16 protein-coding genes and 1 pseudogene are annotated in these 13,873 nt (G+C 70.5%); 11 read left to right on the top strand and 6 right to left on the bottom strand.

Annotated features, from left to right (window positions below):
- Positions 1–29: 29 nt before the first annotated feature.
- Positions 30–2,015 (bottom strand): hypothetical protein, encoded by a 1,986-nt coding sequence (locus EF387_RS11445; RefSeq protein WP_128376597.1) that lies wholly within the window; start codon positions 2,013–2,015, stop codon positions 30–32.
- A gap of 459 nt (positions 2,016–2,474) precedes the next feature.
- Between EF387_RS11445 and EF387_RS11450 the strand changes: the two genes are divergently transcribed.
- Positions 2,475–3,572, top strand: coding sequence for a glycoside hydrolase family 5 protein (locus EF387_RS11450; RefSeq protein ID WP_128376407.1), 1,098 nt, complete (start codon positions 2,475–2,477; stop codon positions 3,570–3,572).
- 76 nt (positions 3,573–3,648) lie between these two features.
- On the opposite strand, the gene EF387_RS11455 is transcribed toward EF387_RS11450, so the two are convergent.
- Complete coding sequence (locus EF387_RS11455; protein ID WP_128376408.1) at positions 3,649–4,311, bottom strand: response regulator; 663 nt, start codon at positions 4,309–4,311, stop codon at positions 3,649–3,651.
- Between the two features lie 130 nt (positions 4,312–4,441).
- Positions 4,442–5,569: a sensor histidine kinase gene (locus EF387_RS11460; protein ID WP_128376409.1), complete on the bottom strand. Its 1,128-nt coding sequence runs from the start codon at positions 5,567–5,569 to the stop codon at positions 4,442–4,444.
- Positions 5,570–5,798: 229 nt separating this feature from the next.
- Here EF387_RS11460 and EF387_RS11465 point away from each other — a divergent pair, with 229 nt between their 5' ends.
- On the top strand, positions 5,799–6,158 hold the full coding sequence (locus EF387_RS11465) for a DUF6223 family protein (protein ID WP_128376410.1): 360 nt from the start codon (positions 5,799–5,801) through the stop codon (positions 6,156–6,158).
- Between the two features lie 56 nt (positions 6,159–6,214).
- Positions 6,215–6,856: an ArsR/SmtB family transcription factor gene (locus tag EF387_RS11470; RefSeq protein ID WP_128376411.1), complete on the top strand. Its 642-nt coding sequence runs from the start codon at positions 6,215–6,217 to the stop codon at positions 6,854–6,856.
- Between the two features lie 169 nt (positions 6,857–7,025).
- Here EF387_RS11470 and EF387_RS11480 read toward each other — a convergent pair whose 3' ends face one another.
- Together EF387_RS11480 and EF387_RS46640 are read right to left on the bottom strand one after the other, a co-directional pair.
- Positions 7,026–8,126, bottom strand: a complete 1,101-nt coding sequence (locus tag EF387_RS11480; RefSeq protein ID WP_128376412.1) for a serine hydrolase domain-containing protein — start codon at positions 8,124–8,126, stop codon at positions 7,026–7,028.
- 162 nt (positions 8,127–8,288) lie between these two features.
- Positions 8,289–8,435 carry a hypothetical protein gene (locus EF387_RS46640; protein WP_155589752.1) on the bottom strand — a complete coding sequence of 49 codons (147 nt, stop codon included), beginning with the start codon at positions 8,433–8,435 and terminating at the stop codon, positions 8,289–8,291.
- Between the two features lie 103 nt (positions 8,436–8,538).
- On the opposite strand from EF387_RS46640, the gene EF387_RS46645 reads away from it, so the two are divergent.
- The 8 genes and pseudogenes from EF387_RS46645 to EF387_RS49415 all read left to right on the top strand — a co-directional run bounded on the left by EF387_RS46645 (position 8,539) and on the right by EF387_RS49415 (position 13,367).
- Positions 8,539–8,691 (top strand): hypothetical protein, encoded by a 153-nt coding sequence (locus EF387_RS46645; protein WP_155589753.1) that lies wholly within the window; start codon positions 8,539–8,541, stop codon positions 8,689–8,691.
- The gene (gene cuyB, locus EF387_RS11485; protein WP_238431454.1) at positions 8,688–9,491 is read left to right on the top strand and encodes a cysteate racemase; all 804 of its coding nucleotides are present in this window, start codon (positions 8,688–8,690) and stop codon (positions 9,489–9,491) included. The genes EF387_RS46645 and cuyB overlap by 4 nt, the downstream gene beginning before the upstream one ends.
- Before the next feature lie 16 nt (positions 9,492–9,507).
- Positions 9,508–10,137 (top strand): GntR family transcriptional regulator, encoded by a 630-nt coding sequence (locus EF387_RS11490; protein WP_238431455.1) that lies wholly within the window; start codon positions 9,508–9,510, stop codon positions 10,135–10,137.
- Positions 10,138–10,184: 47 nt separating this feature from the next.
- Positions 10,185–10,889: a TetR/AcrR family transcriptional regulator gene (locus EF387_RS11495; RefSeq protein ID WP_128376414.1), complete on the top strand. Its 705-nt coding sequence runs from the start codon at positions 10,185–10,187 to the stop codon at positions 10,887–10,889.
- A gap of 145 nt (positions 10,890–11,034) precedes the next feature.
- A complete protein-coding gene (locus EF387_RS46650; RefSeq protein WP_155589754.1) occupies positions 11,035–11,181 on the top strand; it encodes a hypothetical protein in 147 nt (48 codons plus the stop codon).
- Between the two features lie 132 nt (positions 11,182–11,313).
- Positions 11,314–11,631, top strand: coding sequence for a hypothetical protein (locus EF387_RS11500; protein ID WP_128376415.1), 318 nt, complete (start codon positions 11,314–11,316; stop codon positions 11,629–11,631).
- A 150-nt stretch (positions 11,632–11,781) separates the two neighbouring features.
- Positions 11,782–13,180 (top strand): annotated as a pseudogene (locus EF387_RS11505) (acyl-CoA dehydrogenase family protein); the annotation flags it as partial.
- Between the two features lie 58 nt (positions 13,181–13,238).
- A complete protein-coding gene (locus tag EF387_RS49415) occupies positions 13,239–13,367 on the top strand; it encodes a hypothetical protein (RefSeq protein WP_274388932.1) in 129 nt (42 codons plus the stop codon).
- A 51-nt stretch (positions 13,368–13,418) separates the two neighbouring features.
- Here EF387_RS49415 and EF387_RS11510 read toward each other — a convergent pair whose 3' ends face one another.
- Positions 13,419–13,760 (bottom strand): VOC family protein, encoded by a 342-nt coding sequence (locus tag EF387_RS11510; protein ID WP_128376416.1) that lies wholly within the window; start codon positions 13,758–13,760, stop codon positions 13,419–13,421.
- Positions 13,761–13,873: the final 113 nt, after the last annotated feature.

The following is a 13,873-nucleotide window of genomic DNA, read 5'->3' on the forward strand; positions in this document are numbered from 1 at the left end:
CGCCACCGTCCGCACTCTCCGACACCGCCTCAGCCCTCGCTCTCCGTCGTCTGCGGGTGACGCCAGTGCCGGTAGCGTTCCGCCTCGTTGAACAACGCCACGATGTCGTTCCTCCGCAACTGGGACAGTTGGGTGAACCCGTCGGCGATCAGGTCGTTCAGCCGCATGGCCGGGTCGGCCAGCGGATCGCTCCACACCCAGCGCGCCGCGACCAGGCCCCGTATCGCCGAGGCGGCGTCGACCGCCTGGTCCGGCCGGAGCGGGGCGAGGCCGGCGAGCAGTTCCAGCGGGCCGCCGTGGGACGGGAGCCGGTTGGGGGCGCTGGTGATCAGGCTGAACTCGCTGATCCACTGCGGTGTGGGCACCGCGGGGAAGCGCAGCAGCAGATGGTCCGTGACCTCGTCGATGCAGCCCATCGCCAGCCGGTGGTACATGGCCTGGACCGGCTGACGCTCGGTCCTGAAATGCTCGGCCAGCAGTTCGTGCACCGTGTCCCAGTCGCCCGGGCGCCGTCCCAGCTCCCACAGCAGCAGCCTGCGCAGCCACGGATGGAGGGTGGGCGTGATCGTGCCCGGGCTCAGCAGCCACCGAGCGCGGATCTCCCCGAACAGGGTCTCCCCGGACGAGAGCACCCGAGTGCCGACGGACAGGTCACGTGCGGCGGCGCACTCCGCGAGGGCGCCCCGGGCGACGGGGTCGAAGCCACGCAGCAGATGGCCGAGGGCGGCGTCCACGAGCGTCCGGGTGTCCTCGCCGACGCGCAGGGTCTGGTCGGGCAGCGTGCGCAGCCAGCGGTCCTGCCCGGGGCCGTCCTCCGCGGGGGCCGTGGACTGCTGGAGCACGTCGAGCACCTGACGCACCGCGCGCGGCAGTCCGCCGGTCAGCCGGTGCACGAAGGGCGTCAGACGAGTGAAGGGGGCGAGCTCGGGGTTGCCACCCAGTTCGAGGTCGATCCGGATGCGGACCTCGTCGAGGTTGAGGTCGCGCAGCCGCAGCGGATACCACCAGGTGTCGTCGCTGTCGCGGGTGGGCCGGTGCTCGTGCCAGTCCTGCAGGGATGCCCGGTCGGGGCCGCGTAACCGCCAGGGCCAGGCGTCACCGGTCGCCGGTCCCCAGCGGGGCAGCCAGCGGTTGGAGCTGGCGACGACTGTCAGCGGATCGCAGTCCGTGCCCGTCACCACCGCGTCGTCGTGCCGGGCCCGGATCAGGTGGTCGAGGAAGCGACGGCCGTACTCCGTATGGGAGTTGTCGAGGAGCAGCAGATACGAGCGCGGCATGAAGGCACGGGCGGTGTTGCGTCTGAGATCCTCCAGGAACGCCGAGAACAGCACCCGGTCCAGCCGCTCCTGCTGCTCGTCGCCTTCGTGCCGCCAGAGGTTGAGCTCCACCAGGGCTTCCCACTGGTCCTGGCTGCGGGTGAGCGGATGACTGCCGTACCAGGCGGCGCTCGCACTGTACTTGCCGCCGAAGACACGGCCCGGCAGTCTGCGGCGACCGCGCCGCAGGGCGTCCTGGAGGAGCGCGAGCGCCATGGTCGAGAAGCCGTCAGGTGCGCCGACCGCACCGGAGGCCACCTCGAAGAACGCGGCGAGGTAGTCGCCGTACCGCTCCTCACTGCGCTCCTGGAAGGCGTCCAGCTGGCGCTGGATCGCACGCCGTCCCTCGGCGAGGCTGTTCATCCGCAGCAACTGGTCGGAGGCGAGCAGCCCCAGGGTGAGCAGCGGGAAGTGGGAGCGGCCGTAGCGGGGCAGTTTGCGCTCGAGCTGGCGGGCGAGGAGGGCCAGCGCGTAACGGGGCAACAGGGACTGTGAGCCGCCCAAATTGACGTAGGCGAAGGGGTGTTCGGGGCCGAAGTGCTCCATGAGCATGCTGTGCGCCTCGCTGGCACCGCTGCCTCGCGGGCCCAGCAGCATGACGACGGGACGCTCCGCCGTCGGAGGCTCCTTCAGGCAGGCCTGGACGAGCGAGATGATCCCGCTGCGCCCCCGCAGGCCCACGCCACTCCCGGGCTGCATCACGTTACGCCGGCCTCCCCCGCGTTCCCCCGCCTCGGTGATGAGTCCGTTCTCAGTGGGAAGAGGATGCCACCCTTGACGCCCGGTCATGCAGGTTCCGGCCAGCGTTATGCAAGTGTGAGTCGACGGGGCCAGGCAGGACCAGGGGCCTCGCACGGGGTGGCCGTGCGGCGGGGGTGACTCGTTGCGATGCGTTTCGGAGGCGTCCCGGGTCCACGCGTACAAGGGGCTGCTTCAAGCTCCCCGGCGCTCGGCGCCGGGGAGGCACTCGTGCCGGACCGAGGCGGTCTTGCCGTATCCCTTGCAAAGGTCCGTACCAACTGCTAATTCCCTATCTGTTAGGAAAGTTTCCTTCCAGCTGGGTCGCGCGTCCAGGCACGGCCCCCGACCGGCACTCGTCGACGTTCATGCGCCATTCCATGCGCCATTCATCTCCCAACGACCGCCAGGAGATCCCCCATGAGACCGGCACGGTTCGTCCTGTTCGTCGCCGCGCTGCTCCTCCTCGGCCTCCTCTCGACCCCAGGAGCGGCCCAGGCCGGCCCCACAGCGCCCACCACCCAGTCGGCAGCCGCGGTCCCAGCGGCCGCCGGGGCCCCGTCACCAGCAGCCGCCCCGTCGGCAGCCACCCCGGTCGCCGCCAACGGACAGCTCGAGGTCTGCGGCACCAAGCTCTGCAACCAGCAAGGCAAGCCCATCCAGCTCCGCGGCATGAGCACCCACGGCCTGCAGTGGTACAGCCAGTGCGTCACCAACGGCTCGCTCAACGCGCTCGCCACCGACTGGAAGGCGGACGTACTGCGCATCTCCATGTACATCCAGGAGGACGGGTACGAGACCGACCCGCGCCGGTTCACCGACCTGGTTCACTCCATCATCGAACAGGCCACGGCCCGCGGCATGTACGCCATCGTCGACTGGCACATGCTCGATCCCGGTGACCCGCACGCGAACCTCGCCCGCGCCAAGACCTTCTTCTCCGAGATCGCCCAGCGCCACCGCGACAAGAACAACCTGCTGTACGAGATCGCCAACGAGCCCAGCGGTGTGAGCTGGTCCCGCATCAAGAGCTACGCCGAGCAACTCATCCCCGTCATCAGGGCCAAGGATCCGAACACCCCGGTCCTGGTGGGCACCCGCGGCTGGTCCTCGCTCGGCGTCTCGGACGGTTCGAACGAGTCCGAGGTGGTCAACAACCCGGTGAACGCGGCCAACATCATGTACACGTTCCACTTCTACGCGGACTCCCACCGGGACGAATACCTCCAGACCCTCTCCCGCGCGGCCGACCGCATCCCCGTCTTCGTCACCGAGTTCGGCACCCAGAACTACGCCGGTGAGGGCAGCAACGACTTCGCCATGTCACAGCGCTACCTCGACCTGCTGAAAGCCAAGAAGATCAGCTGGGTCAACTGGAACTTCTCCGACGACGACCGCACCGGTGCCGTCTTCAAGCGCGGCACCTGCTCCAACAGCGGTCCATGGACCGGCACGTCCTCCCTCAAGCCGGCGGGCGTCTGGATCCGAGACCGCATCAGGACGGCGGACGACTTCTGACCGGTGACGCAATGTGCGGCAGTGTGGCCCCGGAACACCGGGGCCACACCGTCTCGCGCGCTCCGCGCAGGCACGGTCAGCGGTTGCGTGGGGCCACCAGTCCGGACTCGTAGGCCAGCACGACGAGCTGGGCGCGGTCACGGGCGTGGAGCTTGGCCATGGCCCGGTTGATGTGCGTCTTCGCGGTCATCGGGCTGATCACCATATGGTCCGCGATCTGGTCGTTAGACAGACCGCGCGCCACCAGGGCGACGGCCTCACGCTCGCGGTTGGTCAGCTCCTCCAGCTCCGTGCCGGCACCGGTGGGCAGCGGCTCGCTGACGTACCGTTCGATCAGCTTGCGGGTGATCGACGGTGCGAGCAGGGCGTCACCGCGCGCGGCCACACGTACGGCGTGCACGAGGTCCTCCGGCACGATGTCCTTGACGAGGAATCCGGCGGCACCGGCACGCAGCGCGTCCAACACGTATTCGTCGAAGCCGTAGTTGGTCAGGATGACGACCCGCACCCGCGCCAACGCCGGGTCCTCGGCGATGCGCTTGGTGGTCTCGATCCCGTCGAGGACCGGCATCCGGATGTCGATGAGCGCAATGTCGGGCAGATGCTCCCTGATCAGAGCCAGACCCTCCTCCCCGTCGCCGGCCTCGGCCACCACCTCGATGTCGCCCTCGACCTCGAGGAGCGCGCGGAACCCGCTGCGCAGGAGCGGCTGGTCGTCGACCAGCAGGATACGGATCATGACTCACTTTCCAGGATCAAGACGCACCTTCGAGGATCAAGACGCTTCCAGGATCAAGACGCACCTTCGAGGATCAAGACGCTTCCAGGGCCATGACGCACCTTCCAGGGCCATGACGCACCTTCCAGGATCATGACGCTCTCTCCACGGGGAGTTCCGCCTGGACGGTGAAGCCGCCCCCGCTGCGCGGTTCCGCGCGCAGGCGGCCGCCGAGGGCGCTCACGCGTTCGCGCATCCCCAGCAGCCCGACGCCGGGCACCGGGACGGAGTCCGCGGTGGCCTTTCCGTCGTCGTCGACTCGTATGGCGAGGGCGTCCGGACGGTAGTCGATCCGGACCGACGCAGTGGCGGCGGTGGAGTGCCGGGCGACGTTGGTGAGCGACTCCTGAACGATCCGGTACGCGGTCCGGTCCACCGCGGCCGGCACGTCGTGTCGTTGTCCCTCGACCGTCAGCGTCGCGTCCAGGCCGTTGGTACGGGCCCGTTCAACCAGTTCCGGGACATGTGCGAGCCCTCGCGGCGGGGTCCTGCCGTCGTCGCGCAGCGCCTCCAGGGTCGCTCGCAGCTCACGGGTCGCCTCACGGCCGGCCTCCCGGATCGCCAGCAGGGCCTCCGGCACCTGTTCGCCTCGCTTGCGGGCCACATGGACGGCGGCCTCGGACTGCACCTTGATGATCGAGATCTGATGAGTGAGCGAGTCGTGCAACTCCCGTGCGATGTGCAGCCGTTCCTCGTCGGCGCGGCGCCGCGCGGTCTCCTCCCGGGTGCGCTCGGCCTCGTCCGCCCGCCGCTCGGCCTGCCGCAGCGCCTCACCCGCGGCGCCGGCCGCGATCAGCCAGGCCAGCTCCAGGGCGCCGCGCGCCTGCGCGAACGCCTCGCCCGTGTCGTGCAGCCCCGAGGCCAGGGCCGCCAGGGGCAGTGCGGCCAGCATGGTCAGGCTCGCCACCACCGTGATGGTGCGGTGTCCCGCCCGTACGGCGGCGTACACGGCGAACAGGTACGCGACCGCGGGAACATCGAAACCGGCCGCCTGGTAACCCACCGCGCACAGCCCAGTGACGATCAGGACGGTCACCGGAGCCCGGCGGCCCGCGGCCAGCGCCAGGCCGCCGGCCGCCAGCAGCACATAGCCGAGCACCTCGAATTCCGTGCCGGAGCGCTGCCCGGGCCGCCCGGCCACCAGCAGCGCAGCCGCCACGCAGACCGCGACGACCCCGTCCCTGGCAACCGCCCGAACGCCGAAGGGTCCACTGCTCATGCGCGCACCTTAGCCGGATGCTCCCGCGGGCGAGTCCTGCCGGCGGACGAGCGCCCGCCTACCGCGCACGCGGTATCTCCCGACCGACTGCGGCAACCGCGGCAGCCCGGTGCCCCATCGGCGGCAGCTCGAAGTGACCGCGGCCGCGGGACGACCAGCACGCGGTCGGCGGGCATGATCAGGCGCCATCCGAACCTCGGAGACGAGACGCAGTGAAGAGGAGAGGGACATGAACTCATCAGGAGCCCAGATGATGGCCGCCGCCGGTGGCGTCATCGGGGACGGGCGAACCGGGGCCGTCGTGGCCGCGGTGGTGGGGCTGCTCGGCGTGGTCATCGGTGGGCTGGCTGTGGCCCGCTCCGCGGGTCGCATCAGCACTGGCAACGAGCGAGCGTGGGCCATGACGGCCATGGTGGTGGGGCTGACCGGTATCGTCCTCGCCGGGCTGCACCTGGCCACCTCAACCGGTGGTTTCGGCACCGGCAACGGGCGAGCCGGTGCCATCGTGGCCATAGCGATCGGACTGGTCGCCGCGTTCCTCGGCGGGCTGACTGTGGCCCGCTCCCGCCGCACCGCGCTCACCGGCTGACCGAGTACTCCCGCCCTCGGCAACGCGTGGCCCGGTGCTGTGTGCGAGGCGATGCGTTGCCGACGGCCGCACCACCGCCGCGTCCGTGGGGCTACTACGACGCCGCGCTCGCCCCGGTCTGGCCGCGCATCCGCTCCCTCGTCGACGCCGAACGAGCCGCACTGGGCCGCGCCCAGCTGGACCGGGGGGTGGACGGGCTGCTGGACAGCCTGCGCCCCGTGCTGAGATGGTCGCCGCCGGTCCTGGAAGCGGACTACCCCGTCGACCGCGATCTTCATCTCGCCGGCCGGGGCCTGCTGTTGGTCCCGTCGGTGTTCTGCTGGCGCACACCCGTGACCCTGGTCGACGCGGAGCTGCGCCCGGTGCTCGTCTACCCCATCGCTCCCGGGCCGGACTGGTGGTCGGATCTCGACGACCGCTCCCCGAAGGCCCTGGCCCGGCTGCTCGGACCCAGCCGCGCGGCGGCCCTGCGCGTGGTGGAGGACGGCTGCACCTCCGGTGAACTCGCCCGCCGCATCGGGGTGACCGCTCCCACGGCCAGTCAGCACGCGGCCGTACTGCGCGAGGCGAAACCGGATCGTCACCACCCGCCACCGCAACACGGTGGTCCACACCCTGACACCCCTCGGCACCGCGCTGCTCACGGGCGGCCTCTGAACGACGGGGCCCGGCAGACCCGAGACGGTGACGAACGGTGACACGAGCACTGACTGTCGCGCGAGGGTTTCGCGCCGCGTCAGTTCTCTCACGGCCGGCTGACGGGTCCCGAGTACGCCCGGCACGTGGGCCAAGCGGACCTCCTTCGCGAAGCCATCGACGGTGCCACCGGCGAGTAGCCGGTGACGCACATCGACGCGAGCCGAGCGGTCAGCGTTTCCTCGCGCACAGGGCCGCGTCCACGGCTCCCTGAAGAAGGCGCAGGTTTTCGCCTTCGGCCGCCCACGTCGTGGTGTAGACGGTCACGGTCCCGCGGCCGGCCGTGGCACGGCCGCCGCCCACCGAGTTGCCGGGCAGGTCGCCGCCGTGGCCCCAGTACACGCCGCCGCAGCTGAGCGGGATCGAGACGATGCCGTAGCCGTAGCGGCTGCCGGCCGGGTAGCCGTCGCGGCCACCGACATCGGTGGTGTCCCGGGCCATCAGGCGCACCGCCCAGCCGGGGAGGAGCCGGCCGCCGAACAGGCCGTCCCAGAAGGCGTTGAGGTCTCCGGGCGTGGAGACGAGACCCCCGGACGCACCGAACTCGTACCCGGGAAGCTCGGTCACATCCACCCGGCCGGCCCCCGGTCGCGCCGGATGGACGCCGTAGTTGCGGGCATGCGGTCCGCGCAGGGTCAACTCTCCGGGTGCGGGCCAGTATGTGTCGTCCAGGCGCAGTGGACGCAGGATCGTACGCTCGATGTACGTGCGGAAGTCCACCCCCGACACCTCGTCGATCACCATGCCGAGGACGAGGTAGTTGGTGTTGGAGTAGCCCCAGTCGGTGCCGGATTCGAAGACCGGCTTCTCGGTGAGCGCGAGGGCCAGGTAGTCCTGGGCCGTGCCGGGCCGGTTCCAGTCCACCAGCGACGTGTACTCCGGCAGCCCGCTGGTCTGCTTGAGCAACTGCCGTACGGTGATGGTGCGTTCGGTGAGCTGGGGCACATAGGCGCCCACGCGGTCGTCGAGTCGTATGTGCCCGTCCGCAACCAGACGCATCACGGCTGCGGCGGTGAACGCCTTGGTGTTGCTGGCGAGCCGGAACCGGCCGCGCGCATCGACCATCGGACGGCCCGACTCCAGGTCCGCGACACCGGCGGTATGCGTGGTCCGGCCGTCGTGGGCGAGGGCCCCCGGTACCCCGCCCCGCTCGACGAGCAGATCCAACTGCCGCTGGACATGGTCGGGTTGATGGGCCGTCGCCATGGGGGCGAGCGCCCCGGTGAGCGTCGCGGCGAGCAGCACTGCGGCGGCGAGCCGTTTGCGATGCATGGTGTTCCCCCTGGTCGTGGGCTCGCGAGCACGAGCGCGAGCCGGTCGGTCACTCGCCGACGACCTTGCCAGGGTTCCGGCGTGAGCTCAGTGGGCCCAACACCCGGATCGGGAATGCGGCCCACCTCCTTGACATCGGCCGCCCGAACGTCGACCGCGGAGTCAGGAGGACCGAAAGCGGCCACAACAGGCGTGCGGTGATCGCGAAATCCGTTCCACGGCCCGCTCGGTGTGCGCGCCGTAGCAGGCGTCGGCGGGTACCTCCTCGTCTCCTACCAGGTCGTGCTCCGTGCGTGTCGTCTGCGCCATCTGATGCTCCTCGTCCTTGCGGCCCTTGACAGGACAGCGTTTCCGGCCTCAGTGTTACCGGCCAACGCCCAGAATGCAATATATTGCATATGGCAGGAGGCTCATGAACACCTCAGACACCCGTCCCACCAGCACAGACATCGACAGCTCCGAGAACCGGCGTGAAGCCAAGCGCGGCCGTCGCGAACCCCCCGCAACACCCATCCGCCCAGCCGCGCCCGAGGCCACGGTCCCGCAGAAGGAAACGGTGCGGTGAACACCACCACTCCCGCCGCCACCTCCGAGATCATCGGCATCCTGGGCGGCATGGGCCCGGCAGCCACCGCCGACTTCTACGCCAAGCTCGTCTCGACCACTCCCGGCTCCAGCGACCAGGACCACCTTCGGACGGTCATCTGGTCCGACCCCACCATCCCCGACCGCACCGAAGCCCTGCTTGGCGACGGCCCCGACCCCACCCCCTGGCTCCTCGACGGCAGCCGTGTCCTGCGCGAGGCCGGGGCCACCGTCATCGCCATCCCCTGCAACACGGCGCACGCCTTCGTCCCGCGCATCGCCGATCGCATCGGGCTGCCCATCGTCCACATGATCGGCGAAGTGGCCCGGCACCTCGCCACGTTGAGCCCTCGCATCCACACCGCCGGACTGCTCGCCACCAGCGGCACTGTCCGCGCCGGCCTGTACCACGCGTGGCTGGACCGCTCCGGGATCCGCCTCGTCCTGCCCGATGCCCGCAGTCAGGACCACGAGGTCACGGCCGGCATCCGCGCGGTGAAAGCCGGCACCCACGACGACACGACGACCGCGCTGCTGGCCCGCGCCGCGCACCGCCTGACCGAACAAGGCGTGCAGGTGGTCATCGCGGGCTGCACCGAGATCCCCCTCGGTCTTCCCTCCGACGCCGTGGACGTCCCCGTCATCGACCCGGCGCTCATCCTGGCCCAGGCTCTGGTCGGCCGGGCCGGAACCCGGAACACAGACGGACAGGGTGAGGGAGCGATGTACTGTACGCAATATGTCGCTCGACCGCCCTGTCTCTCGCCGCCTCCTCAGTGACGAGGTGTTCCACCGCGTGCGCGACTCCATCGTGCGCGGCGAACTCCTCCCGGGCGAGAAGGTCAAGGACGGTGAACTCGCCGAGCGCCTCGGCCTCAGCCGCACCCCTGTGCGCGAGGCGCTCGCCCGGCTCGCCGACATCGGCCTGGTCGAAGCCAAACCCGGCGTCTACACCCGCATCACCACCCTCAACCGCCGTGACGTCGAGAAAACCCTCGCCGTCCTCCGCTCCCTCGACCGGCTCGCCATCGAGACGGCTGTGCCGGTCATGACCGAGCAGGACCTTGAGAGCATGCGAGAGGCCAACCGCGCCTTCGAACGGGCCGTCGGCGCCGACGACACCACCGCCGCGCTCGCCGCCGACGACCGCTTCCACGCCGTCCCCATCGCGGCCGCGGACAACCCCGTGCTCAGCCGGATCGTCGAGCAGCTCCACCCGCAGATCCACCGGATCCTCTACCGCAAGTTCTCCACCCTGCTCGGCGGCCGCAACACCATCGAGCACCACGACCAGCTCATCGACGTCTGCGCCGGCGGCGACGCCCATGCCGCCGCCGAACTATCCGGACGCCACTGGTCTGAGCTCGGCGGACACATCAACGAACTCTTCGACACCAACCAGTTCGCCGAAGCGGCCACCGGTTAGAACGCCAGCAAAAGCGGACCATACCCTCCGGTTGGTAGTCTGGGTGTATGGCGGCAGCAACGGAGAGCACACCGACCGCCGCGCGAGGGTTGCGCGCGGATGCCCTGCGGAACAGGCAGCGCATCCTGGATGCCGCACGGCAGATCTTCCAGGAGCGGGGGGTCGACGCGCCGCTGGACGAGGTGGCGGAGCGTGCCGGCGTGGGTGCCGGGACGCTGTATCGGCGCTTTCCCACCCGCGTTGCCCTGATCGGGGCAGTGTTCGAAGAGGAACTCGCGAAAGTCGCGGCCATCGGGGAAGAGGCGCTCCGTTGCGAGGATCCGTGGGTCGGGTTCAGCGCATACCTCGAGCGGCTCTGCGGCGCCATGGCGGCCGACCGGGGGCTCGGCGACATGTTCCTGTTGACATTGCCCGCCTCGGACGAGCTGGAGGGAATGTGCGCATACCAGTCCCGCGTCCTGGCCGACCTGCTGCTGAGGGCGCAGGAGGCCGGCGTCGTCCGGGATGACCTCGTTGCGGAGGATCTCTTCCTCTTTCTTGTCGCCAATGGGGCCGTCACCCAGATGACCCGCTGTGCCGCCCCGCATGCGTGGCGACGCCTGGTCGCGCTTCTGCTGGACGCCTGCCGACCGGGGGCTCATGGGCCCCTGCCCGCCGCGCCGACGGCCCTGCAGACCGAGCGCGCCAGGCGGGAGCATGCCGAAGCGAAGGGATTGAGGCCGGCCCACTGTGAGGACTCGAAGGGCCGTTGACGCCCCGAAGTCTCTCCATCGAGTGATGTGGGTCACACCTGAGGAGAGAAATAACTGGAGTGCTCGGTCCGGTTGATCTGATCAGTGCACACGGATATCCGACGCGTCCGTTGAGTGACGCGCCCCTGACCGATCGGAGGCTGCAGTGACCCCGCCCGGATTGCCGAGGGACGGCGCGTCCCCGTCGCCGAGCACGGCGAAGCAGAAGACCGAGCGCGTCGTACCGCTGTGGGAGGCGGCCAGGGCGCACCACCTGAGCAGCGTGGTGGACGACGGCGGAGGGGCCCGGTGAGCTCGGTCGCCGCCCGCGTCGATCGCATCCGCGGCACAGGGCGCGCGCCGGGTCCCAGCCGGGCGGTGCCGGGTCCCAGACGGGCGGTGCCGGACGAGCGGCTGGGGGCCGACGTCGGTACGGTTCTCGGACGTGCTCTCGGAATCGGGGGCGCCTTCCTTCTGGGCGCAGGACACGAAGCAGGGGGCGTTGCGCCACTTCCCCGTCAAGTACGGCAGCGACCAGCTGTGGGACCTGGGCACGCCGACCACCGTCGCTTCGTCCGGTTGGGACGCACGGCAGCGGCCCCGGATGGCCGTCGTCGGTGATGTGAACGGCGACGGAAGCAGCGACGTGGTGACCAGTGACCGTTCCGGTGAGCTGTGGCTGCACCCGGCTGCCGCGGACGGAACCCTGGGCGACCCGACGTCCCTGTCTTCCTCGGGCTGGAGCGGCGTCGCGTTCTTCTGACGCGCCTTCCGGCACCGCCGCGCTCCGGCACCGCCGCGCTCCGGCTCCGACCGGAGCGCGGCAGAGGCCCGGCGGCGGGCTGACTCCACCATGGAGCAAGGGCGTCCCAGAGCGGCCCGCCCTCGTCATCGGACGCCGCCTTCCCGATGTGTCGACGAAGCCGACTTCCACCCCAGCTGGCACCACCTGATGCGGGTGGCGGTCGACGCGGGCCTCGCGGGCGCCCCCTGGGCCGACGACCGGCCCGGTGCCATGTCGCGCGCACCGCGGGCGCCCTGGTGTGGGGACACACCGAGGCAGGCCACACCTGCCCGACGTCGATGACGTACGCGGCCGTACCCGTGTTGCGCCGGCAGCCTGAGCTGGCCGCCGTGTACGAACCCCTGCTCACCAGCCGGGAGTACGACCCCGGTCTGCGGGCGCCCACCGAGAAGCGTGGGCTGCTCGCCGGGATGGGAATGACCGAGAAGCAGGGCGGCAGCGACGTACGGACGAACACCACAACGGCCACGCCCAGCGCCGAGCCCGGCGTCTACACCCTGCGCGGGCACAAGTGGTTCACGTCGGCGCCCATGTGCGACCTGTTCCTCGTGCTCGCCCAGGCACCCGGCGGCCTGTCCTGCTTCCTGCTGCCGCGGGTGCTGCCCCGACGTAAGCCGCAACACCTTCCGCATCCAGCGGCTCAAGGACGCTGGGCAACCGCTCCAACGCCTCCTCGGAGCCGGAGTTCGACGGCACCGTCGCCTGGCGCGTCGGGCCCGAGGGCCAAGGCGTGAAGACCATCATCGAAATGGTCAACTACACCCGGCTCGACTGTGTGATGGGTTCGGCGGCGCTGATGCGCAAGACGCTCGTCGAAGCAGGCCACCATGTGCGCCACCGCAGCGCCTTCGGCACGCGGTTGCTCGACCAGCCCCTGATGCGCAACGTCCTGGCCGATCTCGCCCTCGAGTCCGAAGCGGCCACCACTCTCACCCTCCGGCTGGCCGGCGCGGCAGACCGGGCGGTGCGAGGGGACGACGGCGAGCGGATGTTCCGCCGGATCGCCACCGCCGTCGGCAAGTACTGGGTGACCAAACGGGGCCCGGCCTTCACCGCGGAGGCCCTGGAGTGCCTGGGCGGCAACGGCTACGTCGAGGAGTCGGGAATGCCCCGCCACTACCGGGAGGCCCCCCTGCTGTCGATCTGGGAGGGCTCGGGCAACGTCAACGCCCTCGACGTACTGCGGGCGCTGACCCGGGAGCCCGCCACCGCCGACGCGTTGTTCGCCGAACTCGCCCTCGCCCGCGGCGCGGACGCCCGGCTCGATGCGGCCGTGGCCCGGCTGAAGGACGGGCTGCGCGAGGCCGACCAGACGGGTGCCCGACGCATGGTGGAGCGGATGGCCCTGACCCTGCAGGCCTCCCCGCTGGTCCGGCACGCCCCGGCCGAGGCGGCCGACGCCTTCTGCGCGACCCGGCTCGGCGGCGACTGGGGACACGCCTTCGGTACCCTCCCGCGCTCCGCCGAACTGGACAGGATCCTCGGGCGCGCGCTGCCGGTCGGCTGACCCTTTACGGCGCATGGCTGGGGCTCATGCTCGTCGTACGCGCAGATCGACGGCGGCCGTGGGCAGCTCGGTATTCATGGCGCTCGCTCCGGGTACGGTCGCCGGACTGGTGCCCTCGTGGCTGACGGGATGGCAGGCCGGTCACTGGTGGCTCGCCGCCCGGCTGCCGGGCGGCGTCAATCAGTGATCGGCCCGGTCGCGCAGCGCACGGCTGAGTCGATGCCCCTACGAGCGCGGGTCAGAACGGAGCGCCGCCGAACGCGATCTCGTTTCCGTCCGGATCCTGGTACGTCACCTTGCGCACACCATTGGAGTAGGTCTCGCGAGTCCGGGGATCCAGCCCCCGATCGGAGATCCCTGCGACGCGGGTGTCGAGGTCGTCGACGAAGACGGTGTTCAAGGCGTGGCCGGCGTGCCCGGGCCGATGCTCGATGTAGACATACCGATGTTCCGCCAGCTCCCACACGGCCTCCTTGTCGTTCGGGATGAACGCCGGCGGGGAGCCGAGCAGCCGCTCGTACCAAGCCAGCGCCGATGCGATGTCACTGACGGGGATGCCTGCGAATAGGTCGACGGCCATGCCGACATGGTAGGTCGAACGACGCGCCCTTCCCCAGGTGGAACGACACGTCACCACCGGGTTCCGCGACGGCTCCGCTACTGGTGGGGCGGCACGCAGACACCAGCACGGCT

This window comes from Streptomyces cavernae (assembly GCF_004023625.1).
Taxonomy (GTDB): Bacteria; Actinomycetota; Actinomycetes; order Streptomycetales; family Streptomycetaceae; genus Streptomyces; species Streptomyces cavernae.

What these genes read in the sequence shown, in the direction of transcription:
- EF387_RS11445 (WP_128376597.1), bottom strand. Translation starts at nt 2,015, where the DNA reads ATGCAGCCCGGGAGTGGCGTGGGCCTGCGGGGGCGCAGCGGGATCATC.
- EF387_RS11450 (WP_128376407.1), top strand. Translation starts at nt 2,475, where the DNA reads ATGAGACCGGCACGGTTCGTCCTGTTCGTCGCCGCGCTGCTCCTCCTC.
- EF387_RS11455 (WP_128376408.1), bottom strand. Translation starts at nt 4,311, where the DNA reads ATGATCCGTATCCTGCTGGTCGACGACCAGCCGCTCCTGCGCAGCGGG.
- EF387_RS11460 (WP_128376409.1), bottom strand. Translation starts at nt 5,569, where the DNA reads ATGAGCAGTGGACCCTTCGGCGTTCGGGCGGTTGCCAGGGACGGGGTC.
- EF387_RS11465 (WP_128376410.1), top strand. Translation starts at nt 5,799, where the DNA reads ATGAACTCATCAGGAGCCCAGATGATGGCCGCCGCCGGTGGCGTCATC.
- EF387_RS11480 (WP_128376412.1), bottom strand. Translation starts at nt 8,126, where the DNA reads ATGCATCGCAAACGGCTCGCCGCCGCAGTGCTGCTCGCCGCGACGCTC.
- EF387_RS46640 (WP_155589752.1), bottom strand. Translation starts at nt 8,435, where the DNA reads ATGGCGCAGACGACACGCACGGAGCACGACCTGGTAGGAGACGAGGAG.
- EF387_RS46645 (WP_155589753.1), top strand. Translation starts at nt 8,539, where the DNA reads ATGAACACCTCAGACACCCGTCCCACCAGCACAGACATCGACAGCTCC.
- EF387_RS11495 (WP_128376414.1), top strand. Translation starts at nt 10,185, where the DNA reads ATGGCGGCAGCAACGGAGAGCACACCGACCGCCGCGCGAGGGTTGCGC.
- EF387_RS11510 (WP_128376416.1), bottom strand. Translation starts at nt 13,760, where the DNA reads ATGGCCGTCGACCTATTCGCAGGCATCCCCGTCAGTGACATCGCATCG.